Source organism: Bradyrhizobium sp. C-145, from assembly GCF_023375135.1.
GTDB lineage: Bacteria > Pseudomonadota > Alphaproteobacteria > Rhizobiales > Xanthobacteraceae > Bradyrhizobium > Bradyrhizobium zhanjiangense.
The window spans coordinates 7,517,081-7,541,967 of record NZ_CP088150.1; the positions used below are offsets into that span (position 1 = coordinate 7,517,081).

Annotated in this window: 26 protein-coding genes and 1 riboswitch; of the genes, 18 read left to right on the forward strand and 8 right to left on the reverse strand. The window is 65.2% G+C overall.

What is annotated here, in order from left to right; translation table 11 throughout:
* The first annotated feature begins 9 nt into the window (after positions 1-9).
* The gene (locus tag LRP30_RS35310; protein WP_249757808.1) at positions 10-1,674 is read left to right on the forward strand and encodes an aminotransferase class III-fold pyridoxal phosphate-dependent enzyme; all 1,665 of its coding nucleotides are present in this window, start codon (positions 10-12) and stop codon (positions 1,672-1,674) included.
* Positions 1,675-1,976: 302 nt separating this feature from the next.
* Here the strand turns inward: LRP30_RS35310 and LRP30_RS35315 are convergent, their stop codons facing one another.
* From LRP30_RS35315 to LRP30_RS35325, 3 genes are all read right to left on the reverse strand, one after another.
* Positions 1,977-2,636: a hypothetical protein gene (locus LRP30_RS35315; RefSeq protein WP_091879295.1), complete on the reverse strand. Its 660-nt coding sequence runs from the start codon at positions 2,634-2,636 to the stop codon at positions 1,977-1,979.
* Between the two features lie 121 nt (positions 2,637-2,757).
* Positions 2,758-3,447 (reverse strand): methyltransferase domain-containing protein, encoded by a 690-nt coding sequence (locus LRP30_RS35320; RefSeq protein ID WP_249757809.1) that lies wholly within the window; start codon positions 3,445-3,447, stop codon positions 2,758-2,760.
* 33 nt (positions 3,448-3,480) lie between these two features.
* Complete coding sequence (locus tag LRP30_RS35325) at positions 3,481-4,533, reverse strand: glycosyltransferase family 1 protein (protein WP_249757810.1); 1,053 nt, start codon at positions 4,531-4,533, stop codon at positions 3,481-3,483.
* Between the two features lie 274 nt (positions 4,534-4,807).
* Between LRP30_RS35325 and LRP30_RS35330 the strand changes: the two genes are divergently transcribed.
* Together LRP30_RS35330 and LRP30_RS35335 are read left to right on the forward strand one after the other, a co-directional pair.
* The gene (locus LRP30_RS35330) at positions 4,808-5,524 is read left to right on the forward strand and encodes a L,D-transpeptidase (protein WP_249757811.1); all 717 of its coding nucleotides are present in this window, start codon (positions 4,808-4,810) and stop codon (positions 5,522-5,524) included.
* A 111-nt stretch (positions 5,525-5,635) separates the two neighbouring features.
* Complete coding sequence (locus tag LRP30_RS35335) at positions 5,636-6,052, forward strand: c-type cytochrome (protein ID WP_245508648.1); 417 nt, start codon at positions 5,636-5,638, stop codon at positions 6,050-6,052.
* A gap of 68 nt (positions 6,053-6,120) precedes the next feature.
* On the opposite strand, the gene LRP30_RS35340 is transcribed toward LRP30_RS35335, so the two are convergent.
* Together LRP30_RS35340 and LRP30_RS35345 are read right to left on the reverse strand one after the other, a co-directional pair.
* A complete protein-coding gene (locus LRP30_RS35340) occupies positions 6,121-6,402 on the reverse strand; it encodes a hypothetical protein (protein ID WP_249757812.1) in 282 nt (93 codons plus the stop codon).
* Complete coding sequence (locus tag LRP30_RS35345) at positions 6,399-7,193, reverse strand: DUF899 domain-containing protein (protein WP_128936064.1); 795 nt, start codon at positions 7,191-7,193, stop codon at positions 6,399-6,401. The genes LRP30_RS35340 and LRP30_RS35345 overlap by 4 nt, the downstream gene beginning before the upstream one ends.
* A 150-nt stretch (positions 7,194-7,343) precedes the next feature.
* Here LRP30_RS35345 and LRP30_RS35350 point away from each other — a divergent pair, with 150 nt between their 5' ends.
* The 8 genes from LRP30_RS35350 (at position 7,344) to LRP30_RS35385 (ending at position 17,117) form a co-directional block, all read left to right on the forward strand.
* Positions 7,344-8,564, forward strand: a complete 1,221-nt coding sequence (locus LRP30_RS35350) for a helix-turn-helix domain-containing protein (RefSeq protein ID WP_249757813.1) — start codon at positions 7,344-7,346, stop codon at positions 8,562-8,564.
* Positions 8,565-8,593: 29 nt separating this feature from the next.
* Positions 8,594-9,232, forward strand: coding sequence for a PQQ-binding-like beta-propeller repeat protein (locus LRP30_RS35355; RefSeq protein WP_128945807.1), 639 nt, complete (start codon positions 8,594-8,596; stop codon positions 9,230-9,232).
* 141 nt (positions 9,233-9,373) lie between these two features.
* A complete protein-coding gene (locus tag LRP30_RS35360; protein WP_249757814.1) occupies positions 9,374-10,942 on the forward strand; it encodes a DUF4403 family protein in 1,569 nt (522 codons plus the stop codon).
* A gap of 108 nt (positions 10,943-11,050) precedes the next feature.
* On the forward strand, positions 11,051-12,160 hold the full coding sequence (locus tag LRP30_RS35365) for an ABC transporter ATP-binding protein (protein WP_128937803.1): 1,110 nt from the start codon (positions 11,051-11,053) through the stop codon (positions 12,158-12,160).
* An 84-nt stretch (positions 12,161-12,244) separates the two neighbouring features.
* Positions 12,245-13,303, forward strand: a complete 1,059-nt coding sequence (locus LRP30_RS35370; protein WP_249757815.1) for an ABC transporter substrate-binding protein — start codon at positions 12,245-12,247, stop codon at positions 13,301-13,303.
* Between the two features lie 281 nt (positions 13,304-13,584).
* Positions 13,585-14,847 carry an ABC transporter permease gene (locus tag LRP30_RS35375; RefSeq protein ID WP_249757816.1) on the forward strand — a complete coding sequence of 421 codons (1,263 nt, stop codon included), beginning with the start codon at positions 13,585-13,587 and terminating at the stop codon, positions 14,845-14,847.
* Positions 14,844-15,674: an ABC transporter permease gene (locus tag LRP30_RS35380; protein WP_249757817.1), complete on the forward strand. Its 831-nt coding sequence runs from the start codon at positions 14,844-14,846 to the stop codon at positions 15,672-15,674. The genes LRP30_RS35375 and LRP30_RS35380 overlap by 4 nt, the downstream gene beginning before the upstream one ends.
* A 228-nt stretch (positions 15,675-15,902) precedes the next feature.
* A complete protein-coding gene (locus tag LRP30_RS35385) occupies positions 15,903-17,117 on the forward strand; it encodes an ABC transporter substrate-binding protein (RefSeq protein ID WP_249757818.1) in 1,215 nt (404 codons plus the stop codon).
* A 129-nt stretch (positions 17,118-17,246) separates the two neighbouring features.
* Here the strand turns inward: LRP30_RS35385 and LRP30_RS35390 are convergent, their stop codons facing one another.
* Together LRP30_RS35390 and LRP30_RS35395 are read right to left on the reverse strand one after the other, a co-directional pair.
* Positions 17,247-17,762, reverse strand: a complete 516-nt coding sequence (locus LRP30_RS35390) for a PRC-barrel domain-containing protein (RefSeq protein WP_128937807.1) — start codon at positions 17,760-17,762, stop codon at positions 17,247-17,249.
* A gap of 224 nt (positions 17,763-17,986) precedes the next feature.
* Positions 17,987-18,559, reverse strand: coding sequence for a hypothetical protein (locus LRP30_RS35395; RefSeq protein ID WP_249757819.1), 573 nt, complete (start codon positions 18,557-18,559; stop codon positions 17,987-17,989).
* Positions 18,560-18,739: 180 nt separating this feature from the next.
* On the opposite strand from LRP30_RS35395, the gene LRP30_RS35400 reads away from it, so the two are divergent.
* Together LRP30_RS35400 and LRP30_RS35405 are read left to right on the forward strand one after the other, a co-directional pair.
* A complete protein-coding gene (locus tag LRP30_RS35400) occupies positions 18,740-19,480 on the forward strand; it encodes a response regulator (protein ID WP_249757820.1) in 741 nt (246 codons plus the stop codon).
* 14 nt (positions 19,481-19,494) lie between these two features.
* Complete coding sequence (locus tag LRP30_RS35405) at positions 19,495-20,814, forward strand: ATP-binding protein (RefSeq protein WP_249757821.1); 1,320 nt, start codon at positions 19,495-19,497, stop codon at positions 20,812-20,814.
* 1 nt (position 20,815) lies between these two features.
* Here LRP30_RS35405 and LRP30_RS35410 read toward each other — a convergent pair whose 3' ends face one another.
* Positions 20,816-21,016 (reverse strand): hypothetical protein, encoded by a 201-nt coding sequence (locus tag LRP30_RS35410; protein ID WP_128936076.1) that lies wholly within the window; start codon positions 21,014-21,016, stop codon positions 20,816-20,818.
* 229 nt (positions 21,017-21,245) lie between these two features.
* Between LRP30_RS35410 and LRP30_RS35415 the strand changes: the two genes are divergently transcribed.
* From LRP30_RS35415 to LRP30_RS35435, 5 genes are all read left to right on the forward strand, one after another.
* Positions 21,246-21,794, forward strand: a complete 549-nt coding sequence (locus LRP30_RS35415; protein WP_128936077.1) for a lytic transglycosylase domain-containing protein — start codon at positions 21,246-21,248, stop codon at positions 21,792-21,794.
* A 122-nt stretch (positions 21,795-21,916) separates the two neighbouring features.
* A riboswitch (TPP riboswitch) is annotated at positions 21,917-22,045 on the forward strand.
* Positions 22,033-23,043, forward strand: a complete 1,011-nt coding sequence (locus tag LRP30_RS35420; protein WP_249757822.1) for an FAD-dependent oxidoreductase — start codon at positions 22,033-22,035, stop codon at positions 23,041-23,043. (Overlaps the previous riboswitch by 13 nt.)
* Positions 23,034-23,231: a sulfur carrier protein ThiS gene (gene thiS / locus LRP30_RS35425; RefSeq protein WP_128937813.1), complete on the forward strand. Its 198-nt coding sequence runs from the start codon at positions 23,034-23,036 to the stop codon at positions 23,229-23,231. The genes LRP30_RS35420 and thiS overlap by 10 nt, the downstream gene beginning before the upstream one ends.
* A 199-nt stretch (positions 23,232-23,430) precedes the next feature.
* Complete coding sequence (locus tag LRP30_RS35430) at positions 23,431-24,213, forward strand: thiazole synthase (RefSeq protein ID WP_128937815.1); 783 nt, start codon at positions 23,431-23,433, stop codon at positions 24,211-24,213.
* The gene (locus LRP30_RS35435) at positions 24,200-24,826 is read left to right on the forward strand and encodes a thiamine phosphate synthase (protein WP_249757823.1); all 627 of its coding nucleotides are present in this window, start codon (positions 24,200-24,202) and stop codon (positions 24,824-24,826) included. Before LRP30_RS35430 ends, LRP30_RS35435 begins: the two co-directional genes overlap by 14 nt.
* Positions 24,827-24,887 lie beyond the last annotated feature (61 nt).

Sequence of the window (24,887 nt, forward strand, 5' to 3'; positions counted from 1 at the left end):
CTTGTTGTCATGGAAACGACACTCCCGATTCTCTCGATGTCCGTGGCCGCCGCAGCTTCTGCTGCCGCCGTCCTCCCGAAGATCAAGGCGCGGGTCGAACTCTCCCGCGCCAAGCACCGCTCGCTCGCGGGGCATTCCAAGATGTCGCGCCGCGTGGCGCGGCTGCTCCCGTTCTATGAGTTCGAGGGCGACAAGTACTTCGGCTGCGACGGCGCGCCCGCGAACATCGTGGCCCAGCGCCAGGACGCCTTCTTCCGCCTCGCCAGGCTTTACGCCGAGCGCTACCCCAAGGGCCGCGCGATGACGAAGGAAGCGGCGGAGACCATCTCCGACCTGAACTTCACCGAGAGCTACCGCGTGCCATTCCAGTTCTCGCGTCTCGTGCGCGAGCACCTGGGCACCTCGACCTTCATGGAATCCTCGCGCGGCGTCACCGTCACCGATGTCGACGGTAACACTTCCTACGACCTCACCGGATCCTACGGCGTCAACATCTTCGGCAACGACTTCTACAAGGAGTGCATCGAGGGCGCCGAGAAGCGCGCGCATGCGCTGGGTCCCGTGCTCGGCCCCTACCACCCGGTCATCCTCGAGAACGTGAGCCGGCTCCGCCAGATCTCGGGTCTCGACGAAGTCTCGTTCCACATGTCCGGCACCGAGGCCGTGATGCAGGCGGTGCGGCTGGCGCGCTACCACACCAAGCGCACGCATCTGGTCCGCTTCGCCGGCGCTTATCACGGCTGGTGGGGCGACGTGCAGCCCGGCGTCGGCAATCCGATTCCCGCGCACGAGACCTACACCCTCGCCGAGATGTCGGAGAAGACCTTGCACGTGCTGCGCACCCGCAAGGACATCGCCTGCGTGCTGGTCAATCCGCTCCAGGGCCTGCATCCGAACGCGAATGCGCCCGGCGATTCCTCGCTGGTCGATTCCTCCCGCGGCGGCAACTTTGACCGCGCAGCGTATACGGAGTGGCTGAAGAAGTTGCGCGAGGTCTGCACCGAGCGCGGCATCGTGCTGATCTTCGACGAGGTATTCGTCGGCTTCCGCCTCGCCGCCGGCGGCGCCCAGGAATATTTCGGCGTGCGCGCCGACATGGTGACCTATGGCAAGAGCCTCGCCGGCGGCCTGCCGGTCGGCGTGGTCTGCGGCAAACGCGAGTTGATGCGCCGCTTCCGCGACGACCGTCCTGCCGACATCTGCTTTGCCCGCGGCACCTTCAACTCGCATCCCTACGTCATGACGGCGATGGACGAGTTCTTGAGCCGCCTCGCCAGCCGCAACTTCCGCGCCATCTATGACGGGCTGGAGGAAACCTGGAACGGCCGCGTCCAGAAGCTCAACCGGATGATGACCGATGCCGACCTGCCGGTGCGGTTCGCCAATCTGTCGTCGATCTGGACGGTGAAATACACCACGCCGTCCCGCTACAACTGGATGCTGCAATACTACCTGCGTGCCGAGGGCCTGGCGCTGAGCTGGGTCGGCACCGGCCGGCTGATCTTCAGCCTCAACTACACCGACGCCGACTTCACCGAGGTCGCCGAGCGCTTCGTCCGCGCGGCCGAAAAAATGAAGGCCGACGGCTTCTGGTGGCACGACGGCGTGCTCACCAACAAGAACATCAAACGGCAGATCCTGAAAGAGATGCTGGCGAAGCGCTTCGGGCGCTGAGGCCAACACTCCAAGCACATTCTCCGTCATTCCAGGGCGAGCTCTCTCCTCCCCCTCTCCCCGCTTGCGGGGAGAGGGTTGGGGTGAGGGGGGCTCTCCGCGAGTGCGGTGAAAGTTGGCGGATAAACCTCTGGCAGCGTCCGCGCGGAGACTCCCCCTCACCCGGATCACATCTACGATGCGCTCCGGCCCCTCCCCGCGCGCGGGGACAGGCGTAGAAGCCCCCAAGACATGGATGCCCGGGACGAGCCCGGGCATGACGCAACCAATCGACATCGCAGTATTGGATATGCGCAGCGCGCTCAGGCGTGCTGCTCTTCGAGCGTGGGCTCGCCGATGAGGCCCAGCGTGTGCTCGGGGTTGAGGTGCAGGCCGGGGTCCATCAGCTCGCCACGCATCAGCGCCAGCGGGGCCTTGTGATAGAGCATCAGATCGTGGAAGGGGTCGGTCAGGATCTTGGTCATCCAGACGAGGCCGGTCTCGACGTCGCGGATGAAGAACAGGTGCACGGTGCGGAACAAGAGGCCACCGCCGCCGACCACGAGCCAGATCTTGGCGACCTGCCGCATGAAATCGGTCGCGCTCGCCCAAGGTGTGAACAGGCCGAACAGCGTGGGATCGGCGACCAGCACCAGCGGCGAGAGCGCCCAGATCGCCATCAGCACCACCTTGCGCTGAAGGTTGTAGCCGACCTTGATCTCTTCCTTGTACTCGTGCGTCGCCTGGTTGATGTGGTCGTAATCATGCGGCTCGAAGAAGAAGTGACCAGCCTGGCGCGAGGTCATCGAGACCAGCCAGCCGACCAGCCCGGAGACCACGGGATCGATGAACAGCCAGACATAGGCAAAGAGAAAGCTCAGCGCGCTGACGAAGTGCAGGCTCTGATTGATGCGGCTGTGGTGATAGTAGCGATGGTCGTCCCAGCGCTGGATGCGCAGTTGCTCGAGATAATTCTTGATCATGCTCTTCCCCAAAATGCTTTCGGGTACGGGATTTAAAGGGATTCGATGTACGCCGTGTGACATCATCATTTTGTCATGTGACGATCTGCAGCGGCGCGATGACGCACGCGGTCGCGTAAGCTCACGCCGCCTTGGCGACCTCGACCTTGCGGAAGCGTACCAGCGAGAAGTGCCCGAGCGGCGGGATCAGACGGCGCTCGGCGAGCTCGATGCCGTGGGCGCCGGCCAGCCACTTCGCATAGCGCGACCAGGCGAACTCGGCGGTGCGGAAGCCGAGCGGACGCACCACCGGCTGGAGCTTCTGCTCGATGAAGCGACGCATGCCGGTGTCGGCGCTGACGCGGGTGAGGATGATCAGCTCGCCGCCCGGGCGCAGCACGCGGGCGAATTCGTCGAGCGCCTTCTCCGGGTTCGGCACGGCGGTGACGACATATTGCGCCATCACCACGTCGAAGGAATTGTCGGGGAATTCGAGCTTCTCGGCATCCATCACCGCGAGTCCCTCGACGTTCTTCAGCTTCTGCTCCGTCACGCGGCGGCGCGCCTTGTCGAGCATCGCTTCCGAGATGTCGGTGCCGAAGATGCGCAGGTTCGGGGCGTAGAGCGGCAGCGAGATGCCGGTGCCGACGCCGACCTCGAGCACCCGGCCGCCGATCTTGTTGGTGGCCGCGATCGCCGCCTGCCGGCCCTTGGCGAACACGCCGCCGAACACGAGGTCGTAGACCGGCGCCCAACGGTCATAGGCCTGCTCGACCGTGCCGCGGGTGAGGTCGAGCTGCTGGGTGCCGTCAAGGTTCATGATCTTAGCCATCGGTGAGGTTCTCGCTGTGGTTCAAATGGACGATCAACCGCGCACCGGTCGCTGCGCCATGCGAGGCGAGGCGCGCAAGACGCGACTGGGCTGAAGTGAGGTGAGATTGCCGACGAACTGCCGAGCGCTGTTCTCCCAGGAGCGCTCCAGCGCGAAGTTGCGGCAGGTCTCGCGCGACATGGTGAGCGCGCGCAGGCACGCGGAGCGCAGATCCTGGTCGATCGCGCCGATCGGATGATCGGCGATGACGTCCTTCGGGCCCGTCACCGGAAAGGCCGCAACCGGCGTGCCGCAGGCGAGCGCCTCCAGTTGCACCACGCCGAAAGTGTCAGTCAGGCTCGGAAACACGAAGACGTCGGCCGCGGCGAGATGCGCGGTGAGATCCGCCCCCTTCTTCTCGCCGAGGAAGACGGCGCCGGGATATTTCTTTTCCAGCGCGGCCTTCTGCGGGCCGTCGCCGACGACGACCTTGGTGCCGGGCAGGTCGAGCGAAAGGAAGGCTTCGAGATTCTTCTCCACCGCCACGCGCCCCATCGTCATGAAGATCGGGCGCGGCAGGTCGAGAGCTGCCGGGCTGTCGGGATGGAACAGCTCGGTGTTGACGCCGCGCGTCCAGAAGCCCAGGCGCTTGAAGCCGCGTTCGGACAGCTCCTGCCGCAGCGAGGGCGTCGCCACCATGGTCATGGCGGCGGCATCGTGGAAGTGGCGCAGCACGGCATAACCGATGCTCGCGGGGATGCCGGTCCGCACCGAGACATATTCGGGAAAGCGCGTCGTATAGGAGGTGGTGAAGGCGAGCCGGTTGCGCCGGCAATAGGCCCGCGCGGCCCAGCCGATCGGGCCTTCGGTCGCAATGTGCAGCGCTTCCGGCGCGGCCTTCTCGATCCGCCGCGCGATCTCCTTACCCGTAGGCAGCGCGATGCACAGGCCTGGATAGGTCGGCAGCGGCCATGACGGAAAGCCGTCCGGGGTCAGGAAGTCGATCTCGACATCGAGAGCCTTGGCCGCGTTCGCCAGCGAGGTCAGCGTCCGTACCACACCGTTGACCTGCGGATGCCAGGCGTCGGTCGCGATTAATACCCGCATGGGGAAATCCCGAGAGTTTGATGATTCTCGGTTTCCGACCATCAACGAAGGATATTTCAGGCGTATGACGTCACAGAAGTGTCGGCCCACTGTTTTGTTCGTTAATGGCCTCGCGGAGCCACGAAACTGTCATGAAACAATCCTTGCCGCCGTGAAACCGTTTTCGGTTTTCCGCGCAAATGTCCCGAAACGTTTTGCCGTTAAGTGATCTACCCAACGGAGCACCGGTAGCGGTGCCGCGGTGAGCAAAACACCGAGCAAACAGGGGCGATCAATGTTCAATCTGGACACGTTCAAGAATTATTCGCGCGCCGTTGCTTTTGGCGCAGTGGCGTTCTCCGCATTCGCGTTCGCAGGTGCAGCCAACGCCGCGCCGGTGCAGCTCTTCCCGTTCTTCCAGCCGCTGCCGCCGATGACCGCGCCGCAGCCGCTTCAGCCCTATCAGCCCTACCAGACGACGCCTTACCAGGCCGCCCCGTCCGAGGATCAGGACGCGGTCGAGATGCCGGCCCGCTTCCGCCGCCAGACCGTTTCCTATGCAACGCGCGAGGCGCCGGGCACCATCATCATCGATACGCCCAACACCTATCTCTATTACGTGCTCGGTAACGGCCAGGCGCTGCGCTACGGCATCGGCGTCGGCCGCGACGGCTTCACCTGGTCCGGCATCCAGTCGGTGAGCAAGAAGGCCGAGTGGCCGGATTGGACCCCGCCGCCGGAGATGATCGCCCGCCAACCCTATTTGCCGCGCCACATGGCCGGCGGTCCCGGCAATCCGTTAGGGGCCCGCGCCATGTATCTCGGCGGCACCATCTACCGCATCCATGGCACCAACGCGCCCGAGACCATCGGGAAGCACGTCTCCTCCGGCTGCATCCGGATGACCAACGACGACGTCACCGACCTCTACGCCCGCGTCAACGTCGGCACCAAGGTGATCGTGCTGCCAATGACGGAGCGGCGAGCGGAACTCGGAGCCGCGACGCGCTGAGCGACAGGACATTGTGACGCAAACGGCCCCGGAACCCACCGGGGCCGTTTTCGTTTGCCCTCGACATCCCGAAGCGCGCTTGCTGCGGCGCGATCCCCGATGGAGGCGCAGATGCGAGCACGCCTGCAACGTTCGTCAAGCGCCTGGCTGCGCGCGATCAGCACCGTGGCGCTGGCGCTGCTCTTGTCACCACTCCTCTCGTTCGCGCAGCAGCCGGCGAGCGACGAAGCCCAGCAGGCCTTCAACAATTCCTGCCGCACCTGCCATTCCGTGAAAGAAGGCGACAATCGCCTCGGTCCCAACCTCAACAAGATCGTCGGACGCAAGGCCGGCTCGCTGCCGAACTACAATTACTCGTCGTCAATGAAGGAAGCCGGCTTCGTCTGGGACCAGGACAAGCTCACCCGCTTCATGGTCAAGCCGGACGAGGTCGTGTCCGGCCACAAGATGCAGCCCTATGGCGGCATCTCGGCGGAGGAAGCGGCCAAGGTGGTTGCCTATCTGCAGGCGGCGGGCGGCTCGCAATAAGAGGCCGGACACACCGCGCCATTTTGGTGTGGCGCATCCTTCGAGACGCTCGCCGTTGGCCGGCGCCTTCAGGATGCCTCGCCCCCGCGCCTTCGCTCCGCAATCAACCTAAACCACGCCGCGGAATGAAACGCGCTCATCAACAGATACATCGGCACCATGCCGGCGAGCACGGATCCATGTCCGGCGGAGCAGAGCATGTCCGCCTGACCGCCGCCGAGCACGGCGGTCAGCAGGGCCATGATCGCGAAGGTCGGCGTGGCCGCCAACCCCAGCCATCTGGCGAGGTGACGCGCGGCCGCGACGCTGTCGCGGTTGACGCTGGCGGCCGCGCTGACGGGAGAGGTCATTTCCTTTCTCCCGCGGCCTCCTCGCGAAATGCTTTCTCGCCGGCGTCCGAGATCTCGACCCATTTCTTGTCGGGCGCCGCGCCTTCGGTGTAGCTGTCATGCCAATTCCACCATTTGTAGGTCGGCGTCTGCGGATAGCCCTTCGGCGAATCCTCCCAGACCTCCTGCCGGCCGAGCGGCGTGATGTCGAGATAGTTCCAGGTACCGCCCATCTGCTCGTCGCCCCGGCTCTTGACGAAATAGGTGCGGAAGACACGGTCGCCGTCACGGTAGAACACGTTGGTCCCGTGCCATTCGTCGACGCCGAAATCGGCATCGAAGCTGTCGGTGATGGTGACCCAGGGCATGGTCCAGCCCATCCGCTTCTTGAGCCGCGCGATATCGGCCTGCGGCGCGCGCGAGGCGAAGACGAGGGTGGTGTCGCGGGCATTGAGGTGCGCGACATGGGCGACCTGGTCGGCGACCATGGAGCAGCCCCGGCAGGCATGATCGGGCCAGCCGAACACCCCCGGCTCGAAGAAGGCCCGGTAGACGATCAATTGCCGCCGGCCCTGGAATAGGTCGACCAGACTGACCTTGCCGCCGGGGCCCTCGAACGCATAGGTTTTGTCCACTGCCATCCACGGCATACGCCGCCGCTCGGCGGCCAGGGCATCGCGGGCACGGGTATGCGCCTTTTCCTTCACGAGCAGTTGCAGACGAGCTGCCTCCCAGTCCTGCGGCGATACCACTGGCGGTGTTTGCATGGCGGAATGTCCGTTATTCCCTGCGTTTTCAACTGATGTCATCATGGCTCTCCAAACCTCTTGCCTGGGCGGTCATTCCGCGTCGCGTTATGACAGACGCGGAACAGTTCGCCCCTCACCGCACATCGTCGGTCGTAAACTGTTTCTGGCACCGGACGGTTGCGCGGTGGGAGTAACAAGTGTGGCGGGATTTGCATGGAGTCGCTGATCACGGCCGCGGCGCGCGCGCTCGAAGCGGGCGATCCGCTCGGTGCGCTGAACCGCGTCGCCTTGCGCAACGACGCACCGTCGCTGGCGCTGCGCGGCATCGCGATGGCGCAGCTCGGCGATCTCGCCAAGGCCAAGACGCTGCTGCGGAGCGCCGCACGTGCCTTCGGTCCGAGAGAGGCGGTGGCGCGCGCAAGGTGCATCGTGGCCGAGGCCGAGATCGCGCTCGTCTCGCGCGAGCTGAATTGGCCGGTGAAAACGCTCGCGGCCGCGCGGGCGACACTCGCAAAGCATGGCGATCTCGGCAATGCCGCCCATGCCGGTCACATCGAGGCCCGTCGCCTTCTTCTGGTCGGGCGCCTCGACGAGGCCGAGCGCACGCTGGCGGAGCTCGGCGCATCACCACTCCCGCCTGCATCTCTGGTCATTCGCGAACTCGTGGTCGCCGGCATCGCAATCAGGCGGCTCAAGACCAAGGATGCGCGCGCGGCGCTCGACCGCGCCGCCGACGCGGCGCGGTTAGCCGGGATTCCAGCGCTCACGGCCGAAGTCGAAAGTGCGAAGCTCGTGCTCGATACGCCCGCGGCGCGCCTGATCGCGCGCGGCAAGGAGCATCCGCTGTTGCTTGGACAGATCGAAGCGCTGGCGGCATCCCAAGCGCTTGTCGTGGACACGTTCCATCACACCATTCGCAAGGGAGGCATCGTCGTGTCACTCGGGACCCGGCCGGTGCTGTTCGCGCTCGCCCGCCCCCTGGCGCAGGCGTGGCCCGCGGACGTGTCCCGAGAGGCACTGATGACCGCGGCATTTCAGGCGAAACACGTCGATGAATCGCATCGCGCCCGGCTGCGGGTCGAGATCGGCCGGCTCCGCGCCAAGCTCAAGCCTCTTGCCGGTGTGAGCGCGACCAAGCACGGCTTTGCGCTGACACCGCGCAAGACGCGACAGGTTCTTGTGCTGGCGCGGCCGGTCGAGGAGAAGCACGCCGCGGTGCTCGCCTTCCTCTCCGACGGCGAACCCTGGTCGAGCTCGGCGCTCGCGCTGGCGCTTGGAACGAGCGCGCGCACCGTGCAGCGCGCGCTCGAAGAGCTCGCGCGATCGCACAAGGTGCAATCCTTCGGACACGGAAGGGCGCGGCGCTGGATGACCCCGCCCGTCCCGGGTTTCCCGACAGGCTTGTTACTCCCCACGCCGCTCCTGAAGACGTAAGGTGAGGTCACATCACAGGGATCGAGCACATGAAGCGTTCAGCCGCCGAGATCATCAAGGAGTATGGGCCTTTCGCGGGCGTCGAAGCCGTGCATGGCGTCACCTATGACGGCACGCATGTCTGGTTCGCATCCGGCGACAAGCTGAACGCGGTCGATCCGGCCGACGGCAAGATCGCGCGCTCCATCGATGTCGCCGCACATGCGGGCACGGCGTTCGACGGCCGGCACCTGTTCCAGATCGCCGAGGATCGCATCCAGAAGATCGACGCCGCCAGCGGCAAAGTGCTCAGCACGATACCTTCACCCGGCGCTGGTGGCGATTCCGGATTGGCCTGGGCCGAAGGCTCGCTCTGGGTCGGGCAATATCGCGAGCGCAAGATCCATCAGGTCGATCCCGAAACAGGCAAGGTCCTCCGCACTATCGAGAGCAAGCGCTTCGTCACCGGCGTGACCTGGGTCGATGGCGAGCTCTGGCATGGCACCTGGGAGAACGAAGAGAGCGACGTGCGGCGGATCGACCCAGATACGGGCAAGGTGCTCGAGCAGCTCGACCTGCCCGCCGGGACGATGGTTTCGGGTTTGGAGTCCGATGGCGGCGATCGCTTCTTCTGCGGCGGCGGTGGTCGCGGCAATGTGAGAGCGGTCCGCCGTCCCCGGCGCAGCTAGCCTCGCGATCACGGTTTGAATGCGCGGCAACGACGGTTTCGCATCTGTTAACCTGTTCGCCCCAATTCCACCCCATCCTTGCGCTCTAGCGCCCTTCTCGCCTGCCCTATAGACTTCTGCCCGGGGCGGCCTGGGGGATTGATGGGACTGACGCTGAACTTGAAGACTATCCTGATCGCCGTCGTGGTGCTCGCGGCGTCGTTCTTCATCAGCCTGAAGGCGATGGACTTGCTGTCGCCGCAGCCGACCAATTCGGCGCCGCCGGTCGCGCAACTGCCGCCGCTGCCGCCGGTCTCGAAGAGCTCGATCGTGATCGCGCCGGTCGCGATCGCGCTGTCGGCGATCCGCGAGCAGGCGGAGAAGGCCTCGCCGCGCAATTTCGCAGGGAAGGCCGACAACCCGATCTCGCAGATCCTGGAGAACGCCGACATCGGCTGGTCCGCAGCCCGCGGTCCGATGGCGGCGAACGGCGACAAGGACGTGCTGACGCTGTCGACGCCGCTCACCGGCAAGCTCAACGTGACGGGCTCGCTGTCCTCGAAGGCCACAGGCGCCCTTGGTGACGCACTCGGCAGCGTGCTCGGCGGTGACGCAGCGAAACGGATCGGCGCGGTCAACATCAAGAACCTGAATGCCAGCGCCGAGATCAAGGGCAACGTCGTCGTCACCTCGCGGCCGAAGCTCGCGGCGAACTGGCATCTCGAGCCCAATCTCGGCGCTCAGGTCAATCTCGGCGATACCAACCTCAACGTCTCCGGCGCCAAGGTCAACGTGCCGGCGCAGGTGAAGCCGCTGATCGACAAGAATGTCGGCGAGCAGATCAACGCCGTCTCCGAACGCATCCGCAACGATCCTTCGCTGCGGGAGAACGCCAGGGTGCAATGGGCCAAGGCGTGCCGCTCGATCCCGCTGCAAGGCTCGAGTTCATCGGCCACACTGCCGCCACTCTGGCTCGAGATGAAGCCGGTGCGCGCGATCGCGGCGCAACCGCGGGTCGATGCGCAAGCGGTGACGCTGCTCCTCGGCCTCGAGGCCGAGACACGCGTGACCTCCGCCCCGACCAAGCCGGAGTGTCCGTTTCCCGACAAGATCTCGATCGTGCCGCCGACCGGCACCGGCGTGAACATCGGCGTGCCGATTGACGTGCCCTTCACCGAGATCAACAAGCTGATCGCGGCGCAGATGGTCGGCCATACCTATCCCGAGGACGGCTCCGGTCCGGTCGACGTCACCGTCAAGACCGTCAACGTGATACCCTCGGGTGACCGCCTGCTGATCTCGCTGCTGGTGCGCGCCAAGGAGAAGAAAAGCTGGTTCGGCCTCGGCGCCGAGGCGACCGTGCACATCTGGGGCCGGCCGATGCTCGACCAGGCGCAGCAGACGCTGCGGCTCGCCGACATCCAGCTTGCTGTGGAATCCGAGGCCGCGTTCGGCCTGTTAGGCGCAGCGGCGCGCGCCGTGGTGCCGCAGATGCAGCAGGCCCTGCTGCAGAAGGCAACGCTCGACCTGAAGCCGATCGCCGCCAACGCCCGCGAGAAGATTGCCGCCGCGATCGCCGACTACCAGAAGAGCGAGGACGGCCTCAAGGTCGAAGCCAAGATCGACAGCCTGACGCTTGCCGACATCGCCTTCGATTCCAAGACCCTGCGCGTGGTCGCCGAAGCCGGCGGCTCGCTGAACGTCTATGTGACGAAGCTGTCGGGGATGTAGCGCGCTTTCACTCACCGGCTTCGTGCGCGCCTTCGTCGCTTGCACCGCTGGCATTCTCGCCGGAGGATGCTAATCTCGCACCACTGTAGGGGACAACGCGAGGACGACATGGAAGCCGGCATGGTCACACCTGCGCCGGCACTGGTGCGCTTTTCCGGCATTCAGAAGACCTACGATGGTGAGCACCTCGTGGTGAAGAACCTCGACCTCGAAATCAGGAAGGGCGAGTTCATCACCCTGCTCGGCCCGTCGGGCTCGGGCAAGACGACCACGCTGATGATGCTGGCTGGCTTCGAGGTTCCGACCCATGGCGAGATCTACCTCGGTGGCCGGCCGATCAAGAACGTGCCGCCACATAGGCGCGACATTGGCATGGTGTTCCAGAACTATGCCTTGTTTCCGCATCTGACGATCGCCGAGAATATCGCCTTCCCGCTATCCGTTCGCAAAATCAACAAGGCGGAAGCGCAGGAGCGCGTGAGGGCGGCGTTGCGCATGATCAAGATGGAAACCCTGGCGCACCGGCGGCCCGGGCAGTTGTCCGGCGGTCAGCAGCAGCGCGTCGCGCTGGCCCGCGCGCTGGTCTTCAACCCGCAACTCGTGCTGATGGACGAGCCCTTGGGCGCCCTGGACAAGCGCCTGCGGGAGCAGATGCAACTGGAGATCAAGCAACTGCACGAGACGATGGGCATCACCGTCGTCTACGTCACCCACGATCAGAGTGAAGCGCTCACCATGTCGGACCGCATCGCCGTGTTCAATGACGGCATCGTGCAGCAGATCGACAAACCCGACGCGCTGTATGAGCATCCGGTGAACAGCTTCGTCGCCCACTTCATCGGCGAGAACAATGTGCTGGCCGGCACCGTCGAAACGGTCGACAACGACTATTGCCGCGTCGCGCTGGCTGGTGGCGGTGCCGTGACCGCGCGGGCGGTCAACGTATCGGGCGGCGGCGCATCGACCTCCCTGTCGGTGCGGCCGGAGCGGATCGCCATTGTCCCGGATGGCACCTCCAGCGAGGGACCGAACCGCCTGCCGGCCAAGGTGCAGAACACCATCTATCTCGGCGACCACGCGCTTGCCGTGCTCGACGTCGCCGGCAACGGGGAGTTCATGGTCAAGCTTCAGCCGGGGGCATATGACAGCCTGAGACATGGCGACAGCGTGTTCATCACCTTCCGCCCCGAGGACTGCCTGGCGCTTGATCCCGTGTGATCCAATCCTGCAGCATGTCTTTGGCGCAAGCAGACCGGCATCGATCAACCTCAACGCAACGCACATGAAGAAGGAACAAGGACCATGCTGAAGCGCAACATTGGCAAGATTGCTCTGGGTTTCGCCGCGGCGTTCACCGCCAGCGCTGCGCTGGCCACGGTCGCGCAGGCGCGTGACCTCACCGTCGTGTCGTGGGGCGGGGCGTATCAGGATGCCCAGAAGAAGGTCTATTTCGAGCCGTTCAAGAAGGCGGCCGGAATTCCGATGAACGACGAGTCCTGGGACGGCGGCGTCGGGGTGCTGCGCGCCAAGGTGCAGGGTGGCGCCGCAACCTGGGACGTCGTCCAGGTCGAGAGCGACGAACTCGCGGTCGGCTGCGAGGAGGGCCTGTTCGAGAAGATGGATTATTCCAAAATCGGCGGCGAGGCCGCCTATATCCCGCCGTCAGTCAATCCCTGCGGTGTCGGCGCCATCCTCTACGATTTCGTTCTCGGCTACGACAAGGACAAGCTGAAGCAGGCCCCGGGCGGCTGGACCGACTTCTTCGACACCAAGAAGATTCCGGGCAAGCGCGGCCTGCGTCAGGGCCCGAAGACCACGCTGGAGATCGCTCTCATGGCTGACGGCGTCGCACCGAAGGACGTCTACAAAGTGCTAGCGACCGACGAGGGCATCGATCGCGCCTTCAAGAAGCTGGACACCATCAAGGGCGACATCGTCTGGTGGAAGGCCGGCGCCCAGCCGCCGCAATTGCTCGCTTCCGGCGAGGTGGCGATGACCTCGGTCTACAACGGCCGCATCGACACCGCGAACAAGAACGAGAAGAAGAACTTTGGCATGGTGTGGGATGGAGCGCTGTTCACCCTCGACAGTTGGGTCATCCTGAAGGGGAGCCCGAACAAGGACGCGGCCTACAAGTTCCTGGACTTCGTCGGCAAGGCGGAGAACCAGTCCAAGCTATCGGAGAACATCGCTTATGGCACCTCGAACAAGGACGCAGCCGCCCGGCTGCAGCCCGCCGTTCTGAAGGACCTGCCGACAGCACCTGATAACATCAAGAACGCGGTCGAGATCAACGTTGGCTTCTGGCTCGAGAACATCGACCGCTTAACCGAGCGCTTCAACAAATGGGCAGCAAAATAGCGTGCCGTCGAACCGGCGTGCGGCGCAGGTAGAGGGTGCGTCGCGGACAACGCGCCCGTGACGCATTCTTCGAGACGCCCGCCTACGGCGGGCCCTCAGGATGAGGACGGAGTGTGCGGCAGCAGTGTCACGGCAGGCGCCGATGTCGATGAGCCTCATCCTGAGGAGACCGCGAAGCGGTCGTCTCGAAGGACGAGGCGCTTCTCAGGCCGATCGACAAGGCCACATGCGATTGCCCGGCCTGAAGTGGCGAAGGATGTGCAGTCAAAGAGGCTCGCAGCATGACAGCAACACCCGCGATCGGCGCAGATGCCCAGACCGAGGTGCCGCTCAAGCGCCGATTGAGACGTGCAGAGCGGGCGCGCCAGGTCAAGGCATTGGCACTGGTTCTGCCGCTTCTTTTGTTTCTGCTCTTCACCTTCGCAGGCCCGATCGCCGGCATGCTGTGGCGCTCGGTCGACGATCGGGAGGTACGCCAGATCCTGCCCCAAACCGTAGCTGCTCTCGCCGACTGGGATGGCAAGGACCTGCCGGACGAAAAGGCCTTTGCTGCGCTGGCAAGCGATATCCTGGCGGCGCGCGCCTCCGGCACCATGGCCATTGCGGCCAAGCGGCTGAACTACGCACTGAACGGCTTCCGCACCATCCTGACCAGCACGGCACGCAATCTGAAGGCGGTGCCGGAGCGAGGGACGGCCAAGGAGACGCTGGGCAAGATCAATCCGGCCTGGCGCGAACGCGCCACCTGGACGACGATCAAGGACGCCAGTGGCCCATTGACCAGCTTCTACCTGCTGGCGGCGCTCGACCTCACCCGGAACATGGACGGCGCGATCGTCGCGGCCCCGCCGGATCAGGCCATTTACCGCAACGTATTCACCCGTACCTTCGTGATCAGTCTCAGCGTCACGGCACTCTGCCTGATCCTCGGCTTCCCGGTCGCCTACCTGCTGGCGACGCTGCCGCCCGGCCGGTCGAACCTGCTGATGATCTTCGTCCTGCTGCCGTTCTGGACGTCGCTTCTGGTCCGCACCTGCGCCTGGATCGTACTGTTGCAGAGCAAGGGCGTCGTGAATGACAGCCTGCACTGGCTTGGCATCATCGACGAGCCGTTGCGCCTGATCTACAACCGCTTCGGTGTCTGCGTGGCGATGACCCACGTTCTCCTGCCGTTCATGATCCTGCCGCTCTACAGCAGCATGAAGGCGATCTCGCCAGCTTACATGCGTGCCGCAGCCTCGCTCGGTGCGCCGCCGGTCACCGCCTTCCTGCGGATCTACCTGCCGCAAACGCTGCCCGGTATCGGTGCGGGAAGCCTGCTCGTCTTCATCCTGGCGCTCGGCTACTACATCACGCCGGCACTCGTCGGCGGCGCCGCCGATCAAATGATCAGCTACTTCATCGCGCTCTACACGACCGAGACGGCCAACTGGGGCCTCGCCTCGGCGTTGGGTGCGGTGCTGCTGCTCGCCACTGTTCTGCTCGCTCTCCTCTACGGAAAACTGGTGCAGGGACAGCAGGTCACGGGAGGGATGAAGAATTGAGCGATGATCCTTCCCTCCGCACGCCCAGCCAGCGTGCCGCGTGGACTGCAACCATCGTCATCTCCACGCTGGTGTTCATCTTCCTGATCGCGCCAATCCTGGCGATCATGCCGCTGTCCTTCAGCTCCGGTTCGTACTTGACCTATCCGCTGCCCGGCCTCTCCTTGCGCTGGTACGACGATTTCATCAATTCGCCGCGCTGGATGAATTCGCTGAAGAACAGCATGATCATAGGCGTCGCCTCGACCCTGCTGTCCATGGTGCTCGGCACATTGGCCGCGCTGGGGCTGGCGCAGTGGAAGAGCCGGTTCAAACCGCTCGTGCTGGCCTTCGTGCTGTCGCCGGTCGTCGTGCCCGGCGTCATCACCGCGGTCGGTCTGTATTTCTTCTTCGCCCCGATCGGACTGACCGGCAGCTATCTCGGCTTGATCCTCGCCCACACCGCGCTGGCGATGCCCTTTGTGGTGATCACGGTCGGCGCGACGCTGCAAAGCTTCGACACCAATCTGGCGCGCGCCGCCGCCTCACTCGGCGCCTCGCCACTCTACGCGTTTCGTCGCGTGATCCTGCCGCTGATCCTGCCCGGCCTCGCGTCGGGTGCGCTGTTTGCCTTCGCGACCAGCTTCGATGAGGTGGTGATCGTGCTGTTCATGGCAGGTCCCGAGCAGCGCACCCTGCCGCGTGAGATGTTCGCCGGCATCCGCGAGAACATCAGCCCGACGATCACGGCCGCGGCGGTGATGTTGACGACGGTATCGATCATCCTGCTCGCGACCATGGAAGGCTTGCGCCGACGGAACGAACGGCTCAAGGGCAGCAGCGCCTAGGCGACGTTCGTCTTCCTTTTCCCGCGAGCGTCGCTGCCCTCTCCCGCAAGGAGAGAGGGCACAGCAATGCGCCATCGTGACGTTGCGATATTCCTCCTCCCGGGAACACCACCCGCCCTTTCTTTTTTGCATTCTGCTATGGCGCGGATCGCTTAGCTGCGCCTGCAGATAGCCGTTAAAACTCCTCCCGCAACAAAACCCAAACAACAACACACAGGGAGAAACAACATGCAAAAACTCAGTGTCGCGATCGCAGCTGGCCTAGCTCTGGCCGCAACATCCGGCGCCGCGCAGGCGCAGATTTCCGACGACATCGTCAAAATCGGCGTGCTCACGGACATGTCGAGCCTCTATGCGGATGCGACCGGCAAGGGCTCGCTCGCCGCCGTCGAGATGGCGGTCGCCGACTACGGCGGCAAGGTCGCGGGCAAGCCGGTCGCGGTCGTCGCCGCCGATCACCAGAACAAGCCCGATGTCGGCGTCAACATCGCCCGCAACTGGTACGACAACGACAAGGTCGACGCGATCTTCGACGTTCCGACCTCCTCGGTGGCGCTGCCGGTCTCGGCGCTGACGCGCGAGAAGAACAGAATCAACATCAATTCCGGCGGAGGCTCGTCCGACATCACCGGCATCGCCTGCTCGCCCAACACGGTGCACTGGACCTACGACACCTATGCGCTGTCGAACGTCGCCGGCAGAGCGATGGTCAAACGCGGCGAGGACAGCTGGTTCTTCGTCACCGCCGACTACGCCTTCGGCATGGCGCTCCAGCGCGACGCCGCCAACGTGGTCAAGGAGAGCGGCGGCAAGGTGCTCGGCGAGGTCCGCCATCCGCTCAACTCGTCGGACTTCTCCTCCTTCCTGCTCCAGGCCCAGGCCTCCAAGGCCAAGGTGGTCGCGCTGGCGAATGCCGGCGGCGACACCACCAATGCGTTGAAGCAGGCTTCCGAGTTCGGCCTGACCCAGGGCGGCCAGAAGATGATCGCGCTGCTGCAGGAGATCACCGACACGCATTCGCTCGGCATCAAGGCGACGCAAGGCCTGATCGTCACCGACGCCTTCTACTGGGACATGAACGAGGAGACGCGGGCCTTCTCGAAGCGCTTCAACGAGAAGGTCGGGCATATGCCGACCATGATCCAGGCCGGCCTTTATTCGGCGACCATGCACTATCTGAAGGCGATCGACGCCATCAAGACCGACGAGGCGCCGAAGGTGATGGAAGAGATGCGCAAGACACCGATCAACGACTTCTTCGCCAGGAACGGCAAGATCCGCATCGACGGCCGCATGGTCCACGACATGTATCTGTTCGAGGTCAAGAAACCCGAGGAATCCAAGGGCGAGTGGGACCTCTACAAGCTGATCGCCACCGTGCCCGGCGACGAGGCGTTCCGTCCGCTCGACAAGGGCGGCTGCCCGATGGTGACGGGGCATTGAACTGCGCTCGTCGTCATTGCGAGCTACGCAATTTTGTCGCGAGCTCCTCGCAATGACGGGACGAAAAGACACGACAGCGCGCCCAGTGAAAACCGGGCGCGCTTCGTCTAGGCAGTTACGCGAGCCGCATTACTCCGAGTACTTGAACTCGGGCATGCTCTTCAGCTCGTCCTTGCTGGCGTTGAACACGGCATGATCCGGATACCATTTCGACGCGGACGAGGTTGTCGCGGTCTTGTCGGTTCCGGTCGCTGCGCCAGTCGTCGTGGTCGAGGCCGGCCGGCCGGGCGGGCTGGTGGCTGGGGCGCTGTAGGCGATGGCCTCGTTGGTGAACTTCAGCTTCTCGTAGGGCACCGCGACCAGATGCTCGCCCATGCCGAGGAAGCCGCCGACGCCGATCACGGCGATCTTGATGTTACCGTTCTTGTCCATCAAGAGGTCGTTGATCGAGCCGATGTTCTCGTTGGCCTCGTTATAGACCTTGACGCCCGACATTTTCGACACGCGCCACTGGTCGGACGCGCTCGTCGTCGTGGCGGTGGCCGCGGTCGGCGCCTTGTCGGTGGTGGCGGTCGGCGCTTGCGCGAACGCCACGGTCGCAAGCAGTGCTGTGCCGGCGAGGCCGGCAACAATCGTCTTCATCATGTTGTCCTCTCCTTCAGAAACCTCGTGCGGAGAAAACAGCGCTGATCACGCGCGGTTCCGTGCGGGCGGCAATTTCGTCGCGCAATGCGCGAGCCGAAATGACGGCAAGGCACGTTCCTGCGTCACCCAGGAACATGTTGCGGCGCACGGTTCCCCGCCGACGATCATGCGCCCTGGGTGAAGCATCATCGCGGCGGGGAACGCGCCGACCCAGCGTCGCCAGGTCAGCTCTTGTAGTCGATCAGCAGCGCGGAGAAGCTCGAGCCGCTCGACGCGCTGCCATTGGCACCGTAGGACGACGCCGACGATTGCGATTGCTGCAGCGCCTGGAGCAATTGCTGGAGGATTTCCGCGGTCGTTGCGTCAGCCGACGTGCCGTTGGTCGAATCCGTGGTCGTCGACGAATCCGAATTAGCATCATCCGGCGGCGGGCCGGGCGGCGGTCCGCCTGCCCCACCGGGGCCACCCGCCCCGCCCGGACCATTGGCGAAGGCGGACTGAAACACGCCCTTCAGCTCCTCGGCCTGATCCGAGGTCAGCGTCCCGCTCGACACCTCGTTCGAGATGAGGTCGTCGATCTTCGACTGCATCTCGTCCTTGGAAGGACGCGTGCCGCTCGATTGGTCGCTCGACCGGCTCTGCTGGAGCGCGGTGTCGATGTCGGTGAGCGCCGTCGACAGCGCGGACTGGTCCGACGACGAGATCGTGCCGGCAGAGACTTGCGATTGCAATTCCTGCTGCAGCCGCTGCAGCGGCGACTGATAGCTGCCGGCGGAGGCCGCCGAAATCGAGGTCATGATGGCTCCGTGGATCTTGCGGGGTTTCGTGGCGAACGGCACCACGGTATGGTTAACGGCCTTAACGAGATCTTGCCGCTCCACTGCCCGGTCATGTCCCGGCATTGCGACGAGGCTGATGGAAACACTCCGAAACAAAAATCTTCGCCATTTGGCCCGAATCTTGGACAAACAAAGCGCATGGCCATTCCCAATCCCAACATCCTGGTCGTCGAGGACGACCGCGAAACCCGGACGTTGATTGCGAAGTACCTGCGCAACAACGCCTGCAACGTCACCGCCGTGAGCGACGGCCGCGAGATGTCGCGCGCCATGGCCGACCATCGCGTCGACCTGATCATTCTCGACGTCATGCTGCCGGGCGAGGACGGCCTCAGCCTGTGCCGCAAGGTGCGCGCGGAGGCGCAGACGCCGATCATCATGCTGACCGCGCGCGGCGAGGACGTCGACCGCATCGTCGGCCTCGAGATGGGCGCGGACGATTATCTGCCGAAACCGTTCAACCCGCGCGAGCTGCTCGCCCGCATCAACGCGGTGCTGCGCCGCCAGGCCGCAGCGCAGGCGGCGAGCTCGATCGAGGGCGCCTCCACGCTCGCATTCGAGGGCTGGCGTATCGACCTGCGCCTGCGCGAATTGCGCAATCCGGAAGGCGCGCGCGTCGCGGTGACCAGTGCCGAATTCGATCTGCTCAGGACGTTCTGCGAGCGGCCCGGCCGCGTGCTGTCGCGCGACAGCTTGCTCGACCTCACGCAGGGCCGCAACACCGGCTCGTTCGAACGCTCCATCGACGTGCTGGTCAGCCGCATCCGCCGCAAGATCGAGCCCAATCCGGCCGATCCCATCATCATCAAGACGGTGCGTTCCGGCGGCTATCTGTTCACGCCGAGGACGGAAGCGGTGACCGCACCCCTGAGCAGCTGAAGGGCGCGCCGACGATGAAGCCGTTCGGATTCTTGCACCTCAAGGGGATCGGCGGGCAGATCGCCGCGCTGGTGCTGGCTTCGACCGTCGCGCTGCATCTCGTCGTCACCACCGCCTTCCTGATCAGCCGGCCGGACCGCCCAGACGCCCCGCCGGACGGCGCCCATCAATTGACCGATGCTGCGCTGCTGCTCGGCGCGGCCGATGCCAGCGAGCGAGCGCGCCTCGTCGCCGATCTCGCGCGCGCCTTCCCAAGGCTCGGCGTCGAGATGCTCGCCTCCGGGTCGGTGATCGAGTCAGGCGACGGCGCCCACCTGTTCGGGATGCGCCGTCATCTCGGGCGCGGCTACAAGGTGATGCAGCTCGCCGCTGAGGGTCGCGCACACCGCGTCGCCGTCGAATTGCCCGACGGCACCGTGATCGCCGGCCGCGTCGACGGCGGCCCGCGGCCGTGGTTCTGGGGCGCACCATGGCTGGTGACGCTGATGACCGCCTTCATCTGTATCACCGTGCTCGGCCTGTGGGCGGCGCGTGCGCTGGCCGCGCCGCTGTCGTCCTTCGCCAAGGCCGCGGAGAATTTCAGCCTGGACGGCACCGCCGAGCCGCTGCCCGAGCGCGGCCCGGAGGAGATCCGTTCGGTCGCGCGCGCGCTCAACCGCATGCACGAGCGGATCGCGCGGCTGATGTCGGATCGCACGCGGATGCTGGCCGCGATCAGCCACGATCTGCGCACGCCGATCACGCGCCTGAGGCTGCGCGCCGAGTTCATCGAGGACGAAGGCAACCGCAAGCGCATGCTGATCGACCTCGACCAGATGCGCTCGATGCTGGAATCCGTGCTGTCGCTGCTGCGCAACGACCGCAAGATCGAGGCGGTGACGCTGGTCGACATCGCCAGCACGCTGCAGCTCGTCGCCGACCAGTTCGGCGACATGGGCCATGTCGTGCATTATGACGGGCCGGCGTCCGCGACCGCCGCTGCGCGGCCCGACGATCTGCATCGCGGCGTCACCAACCTCGTCGAGAACGCGGTGCGCTTCGGCGCCGAGGTGACGATCCGCCTCGACGTCTCGGGCACGACACTGATCATCGACGTTGAGGACGACGGCCCCGGCATCTCGGATGCGCGCAAGCAGGAGATGCTGGAGCCGTTCGTGCGCGGCGACGATGCGCGGACCATGGACGAGTCCACCGGCTTCGGGCTCGGCCTGTCGATCGCGCGCGCGATTGCGCTCGCCCATGGTGGCGAGCTGTCGCTGCACGACCGCGAGCCGCATGGCTTGATCGTGCGGATGCAATTGCCGATCTGGCAGGAGCCGCGGCTGGCAGCTTAGCTCAAGCCGCGAGCGGCGGGTGCTCGACAGCCTCACGCTCGAAGATCGCCACCGCCTCGAAGCGGTAGCCGCAGGCGTGGCAGGTCCAGAGATAGGAAACGCGGCCTTCGCCCGGCTCGATCCAGTCCGGGAACGGAATTGGCGTGCCGCACTGTGCACAGGGGTTCTGTGTGGGAATGTCGTCGATGTCTGCCGGGGTCATGGACGTCCTCCCGCATGCTGTTTTGACGAGCGATTTTTGGGCGGAGACACGAATGGACAGACCAGCTGTCGCGTAAGGCGCCCCGCCAACTCCAAACCTAACCTAGGTTTGAGTCGTAAAAGCGACGGCCCGACGAAAATCGCCGGAGGCGGCGTTTCGCCACATCATCGCCGTGTTCCCACGGCCTAACCCGCACGGGTGCAGGTCCGCTCTGCCAAGGAATATTTCGATGAAGATTTTACGCGTTGCCGCGCTGCTCGCGGCCGGATTGACATTGCCGCAGGCCGCATTCGCCGGCGAAGCCGAATATGCCGAGATGGTCGCGGCCCATGCCCGCGCCAACGGCGTGCCGGAGGCGCTGGTCCACCGCGTGATCATGCGCGAGAGCCGCTATCAACCCGGCCTCGTCGGCCGCGGCGGCACCATCGGACTGATGCAGATCAAGCTCGCGACCGCCCGCGGGGTCGGCTACACCGGCGATGCCGCCGGCCTGCGCGATCCCAACACCAATCTCACTTATGCGGTCAAATATCTCGCCGGCGCCTATCGCGCCGCCAATGGCGATCACGCCCGAGCCGTGCGTTATTTCGCGGGCGGCTATTACTACGTTGCAAAGCGGCAGCGCCAGGAGGCCGTGCAGGTCGCGACGATGGGCGAGACCAATATGGGCGCGACCTGGCTCGAGCCGAACGGCAACCCGCAGCCGATGTTCGGCACCGCCCCGCACAGGAAGCTCGCCCAGCGCGTCCGCAACGCCCGGGCGCAGGCTTTGAAGTAACTCCGCGTGTCCCGGACGCGCTGCAGCGTGCCAAGAGCGCGTTCACGCGCGTCTTCGAAGCGCCACGAACGGCCCGGTTCCCGCCTGACGCGTTGACACCAGCTCCCACTGGCATACATTAGAGCCGTTCCGAGGGGTGCTCCGAGGAGGAGCTGAGATACCGCTAAATGGGCAATACCGCCCAGGACCGCGGTGACCCTTTGAACCTGATCCGGGTCATGCCGGCGAAGGGACAGGGATGTACCAGACCACCAAGCGACCGGACTCACTGGTATCCATCATCGGCGCAGGCATCGCAGGGGCTTGGCAGGCCTTGCTGTTCGCGCAGGCCGGCCATGCCGTGACGTTACACGAGCGTGGTGACGCCGCCATGACCGACGCCACCAGCCATTGGGCCGGCGGCATGCTCGCGCCCTATTGCGAGGCGGAGGTCGCCGAACCCATCATCAGCCGCCTCGGCCTGCGCTCCCTCGACATCTGGCGCCGCGAATTGCCGGAAACGCCGTTCAACGGCTCGCTCGTCGTCGCCCATCCCCGCGAGCGCAACGATTTCGAGCGCTTCGCCCGGATGACCGAGGGCCACGAGCGGCTCGATGCCGCCGGCCTCGCCGCGCTGGAGCCGTCGCTGGAGGGCCGCTTCCGCGAGGCCCTGTTCTTCCCGAGCGAGGGTCATGTCGAGCCGCGCCGCGTGCTGCCCAAGCTGCATGAGCGCATCCGCGCCGCCGGCGGCACCATCAAATTCTCCAGCGACGTTTCAGCCAAAGACCTCGACGGCATCGTGATCGACTGCCGTGGCCTTTCCGCGCGCGACGAGCAGACTGACTTGCGCGGCGTCAAGGGCGAGATGATCCTGATCGAGACAGACGAGGTGCAGCTTGCGCGTCCGGTGCGGCTGATCCATCCGCGCTGGCCGCTCTACGTGATCCCGCGCGAGGACAATCTGTTCATGTTGGGCGCGACCTCGATCGAGGCCGAGGACACCGGCGTCAGCGTGCGCTCGGCGCTGGAGCTGTTAGGGGCCGCCTATGCCGTGCATCCGGCCTTCGGCGAAGCCCGCATCGTCGAATTCGGCTCCGGCCTGCGTCCCGCCTTTCCCGATAATTTGCCGCGCATCGGCATTCGCGACGGCAAGATCAGCGTCAACGGGCTCTACCGTCACGGCTTCCTGCTCGCGCCGGCGCTCGCCGAGCTGACGCTTGCCTACGTCCAGCGCGGCCAGATCGACAACGAGGTGATGCAGTGCGGGTGATCGTCAACGGCGAGCAGCGCGAGGTGAGCTCAGCCAGCGTCGACGCGCTGCTCACCGAGCTCGACTACGAGGGCACCCATTTCGCCATCGCGCTCAATTACGACGTCGTGCCGAAAAGCCGCTGGGCTGAGACAGCGCTGAAAGCCGGCGACGAGATCGAGATCATCACGCCGCGGCAGGGAGGGTGAGGAGATGGTGAATGCGGTCGCCGCCTTCCTTCGCCTCTCCCCGCTTGCGGGGAGAGGCCGGAATTTGCAAAGCAAATTCCGGGTGAGGGGGACTCTCCGCGAGTCCAGCTCTCACCGTCCCCGCGGAGGCTCCCCCTCACCCCGACCCTCTCCCCGCAAGCGGGGCGAGGGAGCGCACTGCATTTGAGGAGACACCTTCATGGTGACCTTCTACGGCAAGACCTTCGCTTCCCGCCTCCTGATCGGCAGCGCGCTCTATCCCTCGCCGGCGATCATGCAGGCCGCGATCCGCGCCTCCGGCTCCAACATCGTCACGGTGTCGCTGCGCCGCGAATCCGCCGGCGGCAAGACCGGGGACGCGTTCTGGAAGCTGATCCGCGAGCTCGACGTCACCGTGCTGCCGAACACCGCCGGCTGCCGCAGCGTGCGCGAGGCGGTGACGACCGCAAAACTCGCGCGCGAATTGTTCGGCACGAGCTGGATCAAGCTGGAAGTCATCGCCGACAACGACACGCTGCAGCCCGACGTCGTCGGCCTGGTCGAGGCCGCCAGCATCCTGATCAAAGACGGCTTTGAGGTCTTCCCCTATTGCACCGAGGATCTCTCGGTGGCCAACCGCCTGGTCGATGCCGGCTGTAAGGTGGTGATGCCGTGGGCGGCGCCAATCGGCAGCGCCAAGGGGATCATCAATCGCGATGCGCTCAAGCTGCTGCGCGAGCGACTGCCCGACATCACGCTGGTGGTCGACGCCGGCTTAGGGGCGCCGAGCCACGCCGCGCACGCGCTCGAGCTCGGCTACGACGCCGTGCTGCTCAACACCGCCATCGCCAAAGCCGCCGATCCCGTCGCCATGGCCAACGCCTTCCGCCTCGGTGTCGAGGCCGGCCGCACCGCCTACGAGGCCGGGCTGATGAACGCCCGCGACTTCGCCTCCCCTTCCACCCCTGTCGTTGGGACCCCGTTCTGGCATGCCGTATCCTGATCGCCACGCGTATCCTGATCGTTTCTATCCCGTCGTCGACAGCCTTAAATGGGTCGAGCGCCTGACGAAACTCGGCGTCGGCACCATTCAGCTGCGCGCCAAAGAGCTGAACGACGCCGACGCGCTGCAGATCGTCACGGATGCGCTGGCGATCACCAAGGACACCCAGGCCAAGCTGGTCGTGAACGACTATTGGCGCGCGGCGGTCGTCGCCGGCGCAAAATATCTGCATCTCGGCCAGGAGGATCTCGCCGACGCCGACCTCAAGGCGATCCGCGAGGCCGGGCTGTCGCTCGGCATCTCCACCCATGACGACGACGAGCTTGCGACGGCGCTCGAAGCCAAACCCGACTATGTCGCGCTCGGTCCGATCTTCTTCACCACGCTGAAATCGATGCGCTTCGAGCCGCAGGGCATTCCAAAAATCACGGAGTGGAAGCAGCGCATCGGTAATATCCCGCTGGTCGCGATCGGCGGCATCAAGTTCGAGCACGCCGCGGAGATCTTTGCGGCGGGCGCGGATTCCATCGCCGTCGTGTCCGACGTCACCCAAAACGCCGATCCCGATGCCCGCGCGCGGCAGTGGCTCGGCCTAACGGTGGAGGCTGCGTGATGCATGTCCCGCTCTCTCCGCCCGTCATTGCGAGGAGCCCTTGCGACGAAGCAATCCAGAC

Bases quoted from the DNA above. Each gene is read 5' to 3' on its own strand.
- LRP30_RS35335 (WP_245508648.1), top strand. From the start codon at position 5,636: ATGCGAGCACGCCTGCAACGTTCGTCAAGCGCCTGGCTGCGCGCGATC.
- LRP30_RS35355 (WP_128945807.1), top strand. From the start codon at position 8,594: ATGAAGCGTTCAGCCGCCGAGATCATCAAGGAGTATGGGCCTTTCGCG.
- LRP30_RS35410 (WP_128936076.1), bottom strand. From the start codon at position 21,016: ATGACCCCGGCAGACATCGACGACATTCCCACACAGAACCCCTGTGCA.
- LRP30_RS35390 (WP_128937807.1), bottom strand. From the start codon at position 17,762: ATGATGAAGACGATTGTTGCCGGCCTCGCCGGCACAGCACTGCTTGCG.
- LRP30_RS35340 (WP_249757812.1), bottom strand. From the start codon at position 6,402: ATGACCTCTCCCGTCAGCGCGGCCGCCAGCGTCAACCGCGACAGCGTC.
- LRP30_RS35320 (WP_249757809.1), bottom strand. From the start codon at position 3,447: ATGGCTAAGATCATGAACCTTGACGGCACCCAGCAGCTCGACCTCACC.
- LRP30_RS35375 (WP_249757816.1), top strand. From the start codon at position 13,585: ATGACAGCAACACCCGCGATCGGCGCAGATGCCCAGACCGAGGTGCCG.
- LRP30_RS35350 (WP_249757813.1), top strand. From the start codon at position 7,344: ATGGAGTCGCTGATCACGGCCGCGGCGCGCGCGCTCGAAGCGGGCGAT.
- LRP30_RS35420 (WP_249757822.1), top strand. From the start codon at position 22,033: ATGTACCAGACCACCAAGCGACCGGACTCACTGGTATCCATCATCGGC.
- LRP30_RS35400 (WP_249757820.1), top strand. From the start codon at position 18,740: ATGGCCATTCCCAATCCCAACATCCTGGTCGTCGAGGACGACCGCGAA.
- LRP30_RS35330 (WP_249757811.1), top strand. From the start codon at position 4,808: ATGTTCAATCTGGACACGTTCAAGAATTATTCGCGCGCCGTTGCTTTT.
- LRP30_RS35310 (WP_249757808.1), top strand. From the start codon at position 10: ATGGAAACGACACTCCCGATTCTCTCGATGTCCGTGGCCGCCGCAGCT.
- LRP30_RS35415 (WP_128936077.1), top strand. From the start codon at position 21,246: ATGAAGATTTTACGCGTTGCCGCGCTGCTCGCGGCCGGATTGACATTG.
- LRP30_RS35435 (WP_249757823.1), top strand. From the start codon at position 24,200: ATGCCGTATCCTGATCGCCACGCGTATCCTGATCGTTTCTATCCCGTC.
- LRP30_RS35395 (WP_249757819.1), bottom strand. From the start codon at position 18,559: ATGACCTCGATTTCGGCGGCCTCCGCCGGCAGCTATCAGTCGCCGCTG.
- LRP30_RS35430 (WP_128937815.1), top strand. From the start codon at position 23,431: ATGGTGACCTTCTACGGCAAGACCTTCGCTTCCCGCCTCCTGATCGGC.
- LRP30_RS35405 (WP_249757821.1), top strand. From the start codon at position 19,495: ATGAAGCCGTTCGGATTCTTGCACCTCAAGGGGATCGGCGGGCAGATC.
- LRP30_RS35360 (WP_249757814.1), top strand. From the start codon at position 9,374: ATGGGACTGACGCTGAACTTGAAGACTATCCTGATCGCCGTCGTGGTG.
- LRP30_RS35385 (WP_249757818.1), top strand. From the start codon at position 15,903: ATGCAAAAACTCAGTGTCGCGATCGCAGCTGGCCTAGCTCTGGCCGCA.
- LRP30_RS35365 (WP_128937803.1), top strand. From the start codon at position 11,051: ATGGAAGCCGGCATGGTCACACCTGCGCCGGCACTGGTGCGCTTTTCC.
- LRP30_RS35370 (WP_249757815.1), top strand. From the start codon at position 12,245: ATGCTGAAGCGCAACATTGGCAAGATTGCTCTGGGTTTCGCCGCGGCG.
- LRP30_RS35315 (WP_091879295.1), bottom strand. From the start codon at position 2,636: ATGATCAAGAATTATCTCGAGCAACTGCGCATCCAGCGCTGGGACGAC.
- LRP30_RS35345 (WP_128936064.1), bottom strand. From the start codon at position 7,193: ATGATGACATCAGTTGAAAACGCAGGGAATAACGGACATTCCGCCATG.
- LRP30_RS35325 (WP_249757810.1), bottom strand. From the start codon at position 4,533: ATGCGGGTATTAATCGCGACCGACGCCTGGCATCCGCAGGTCAACGGT.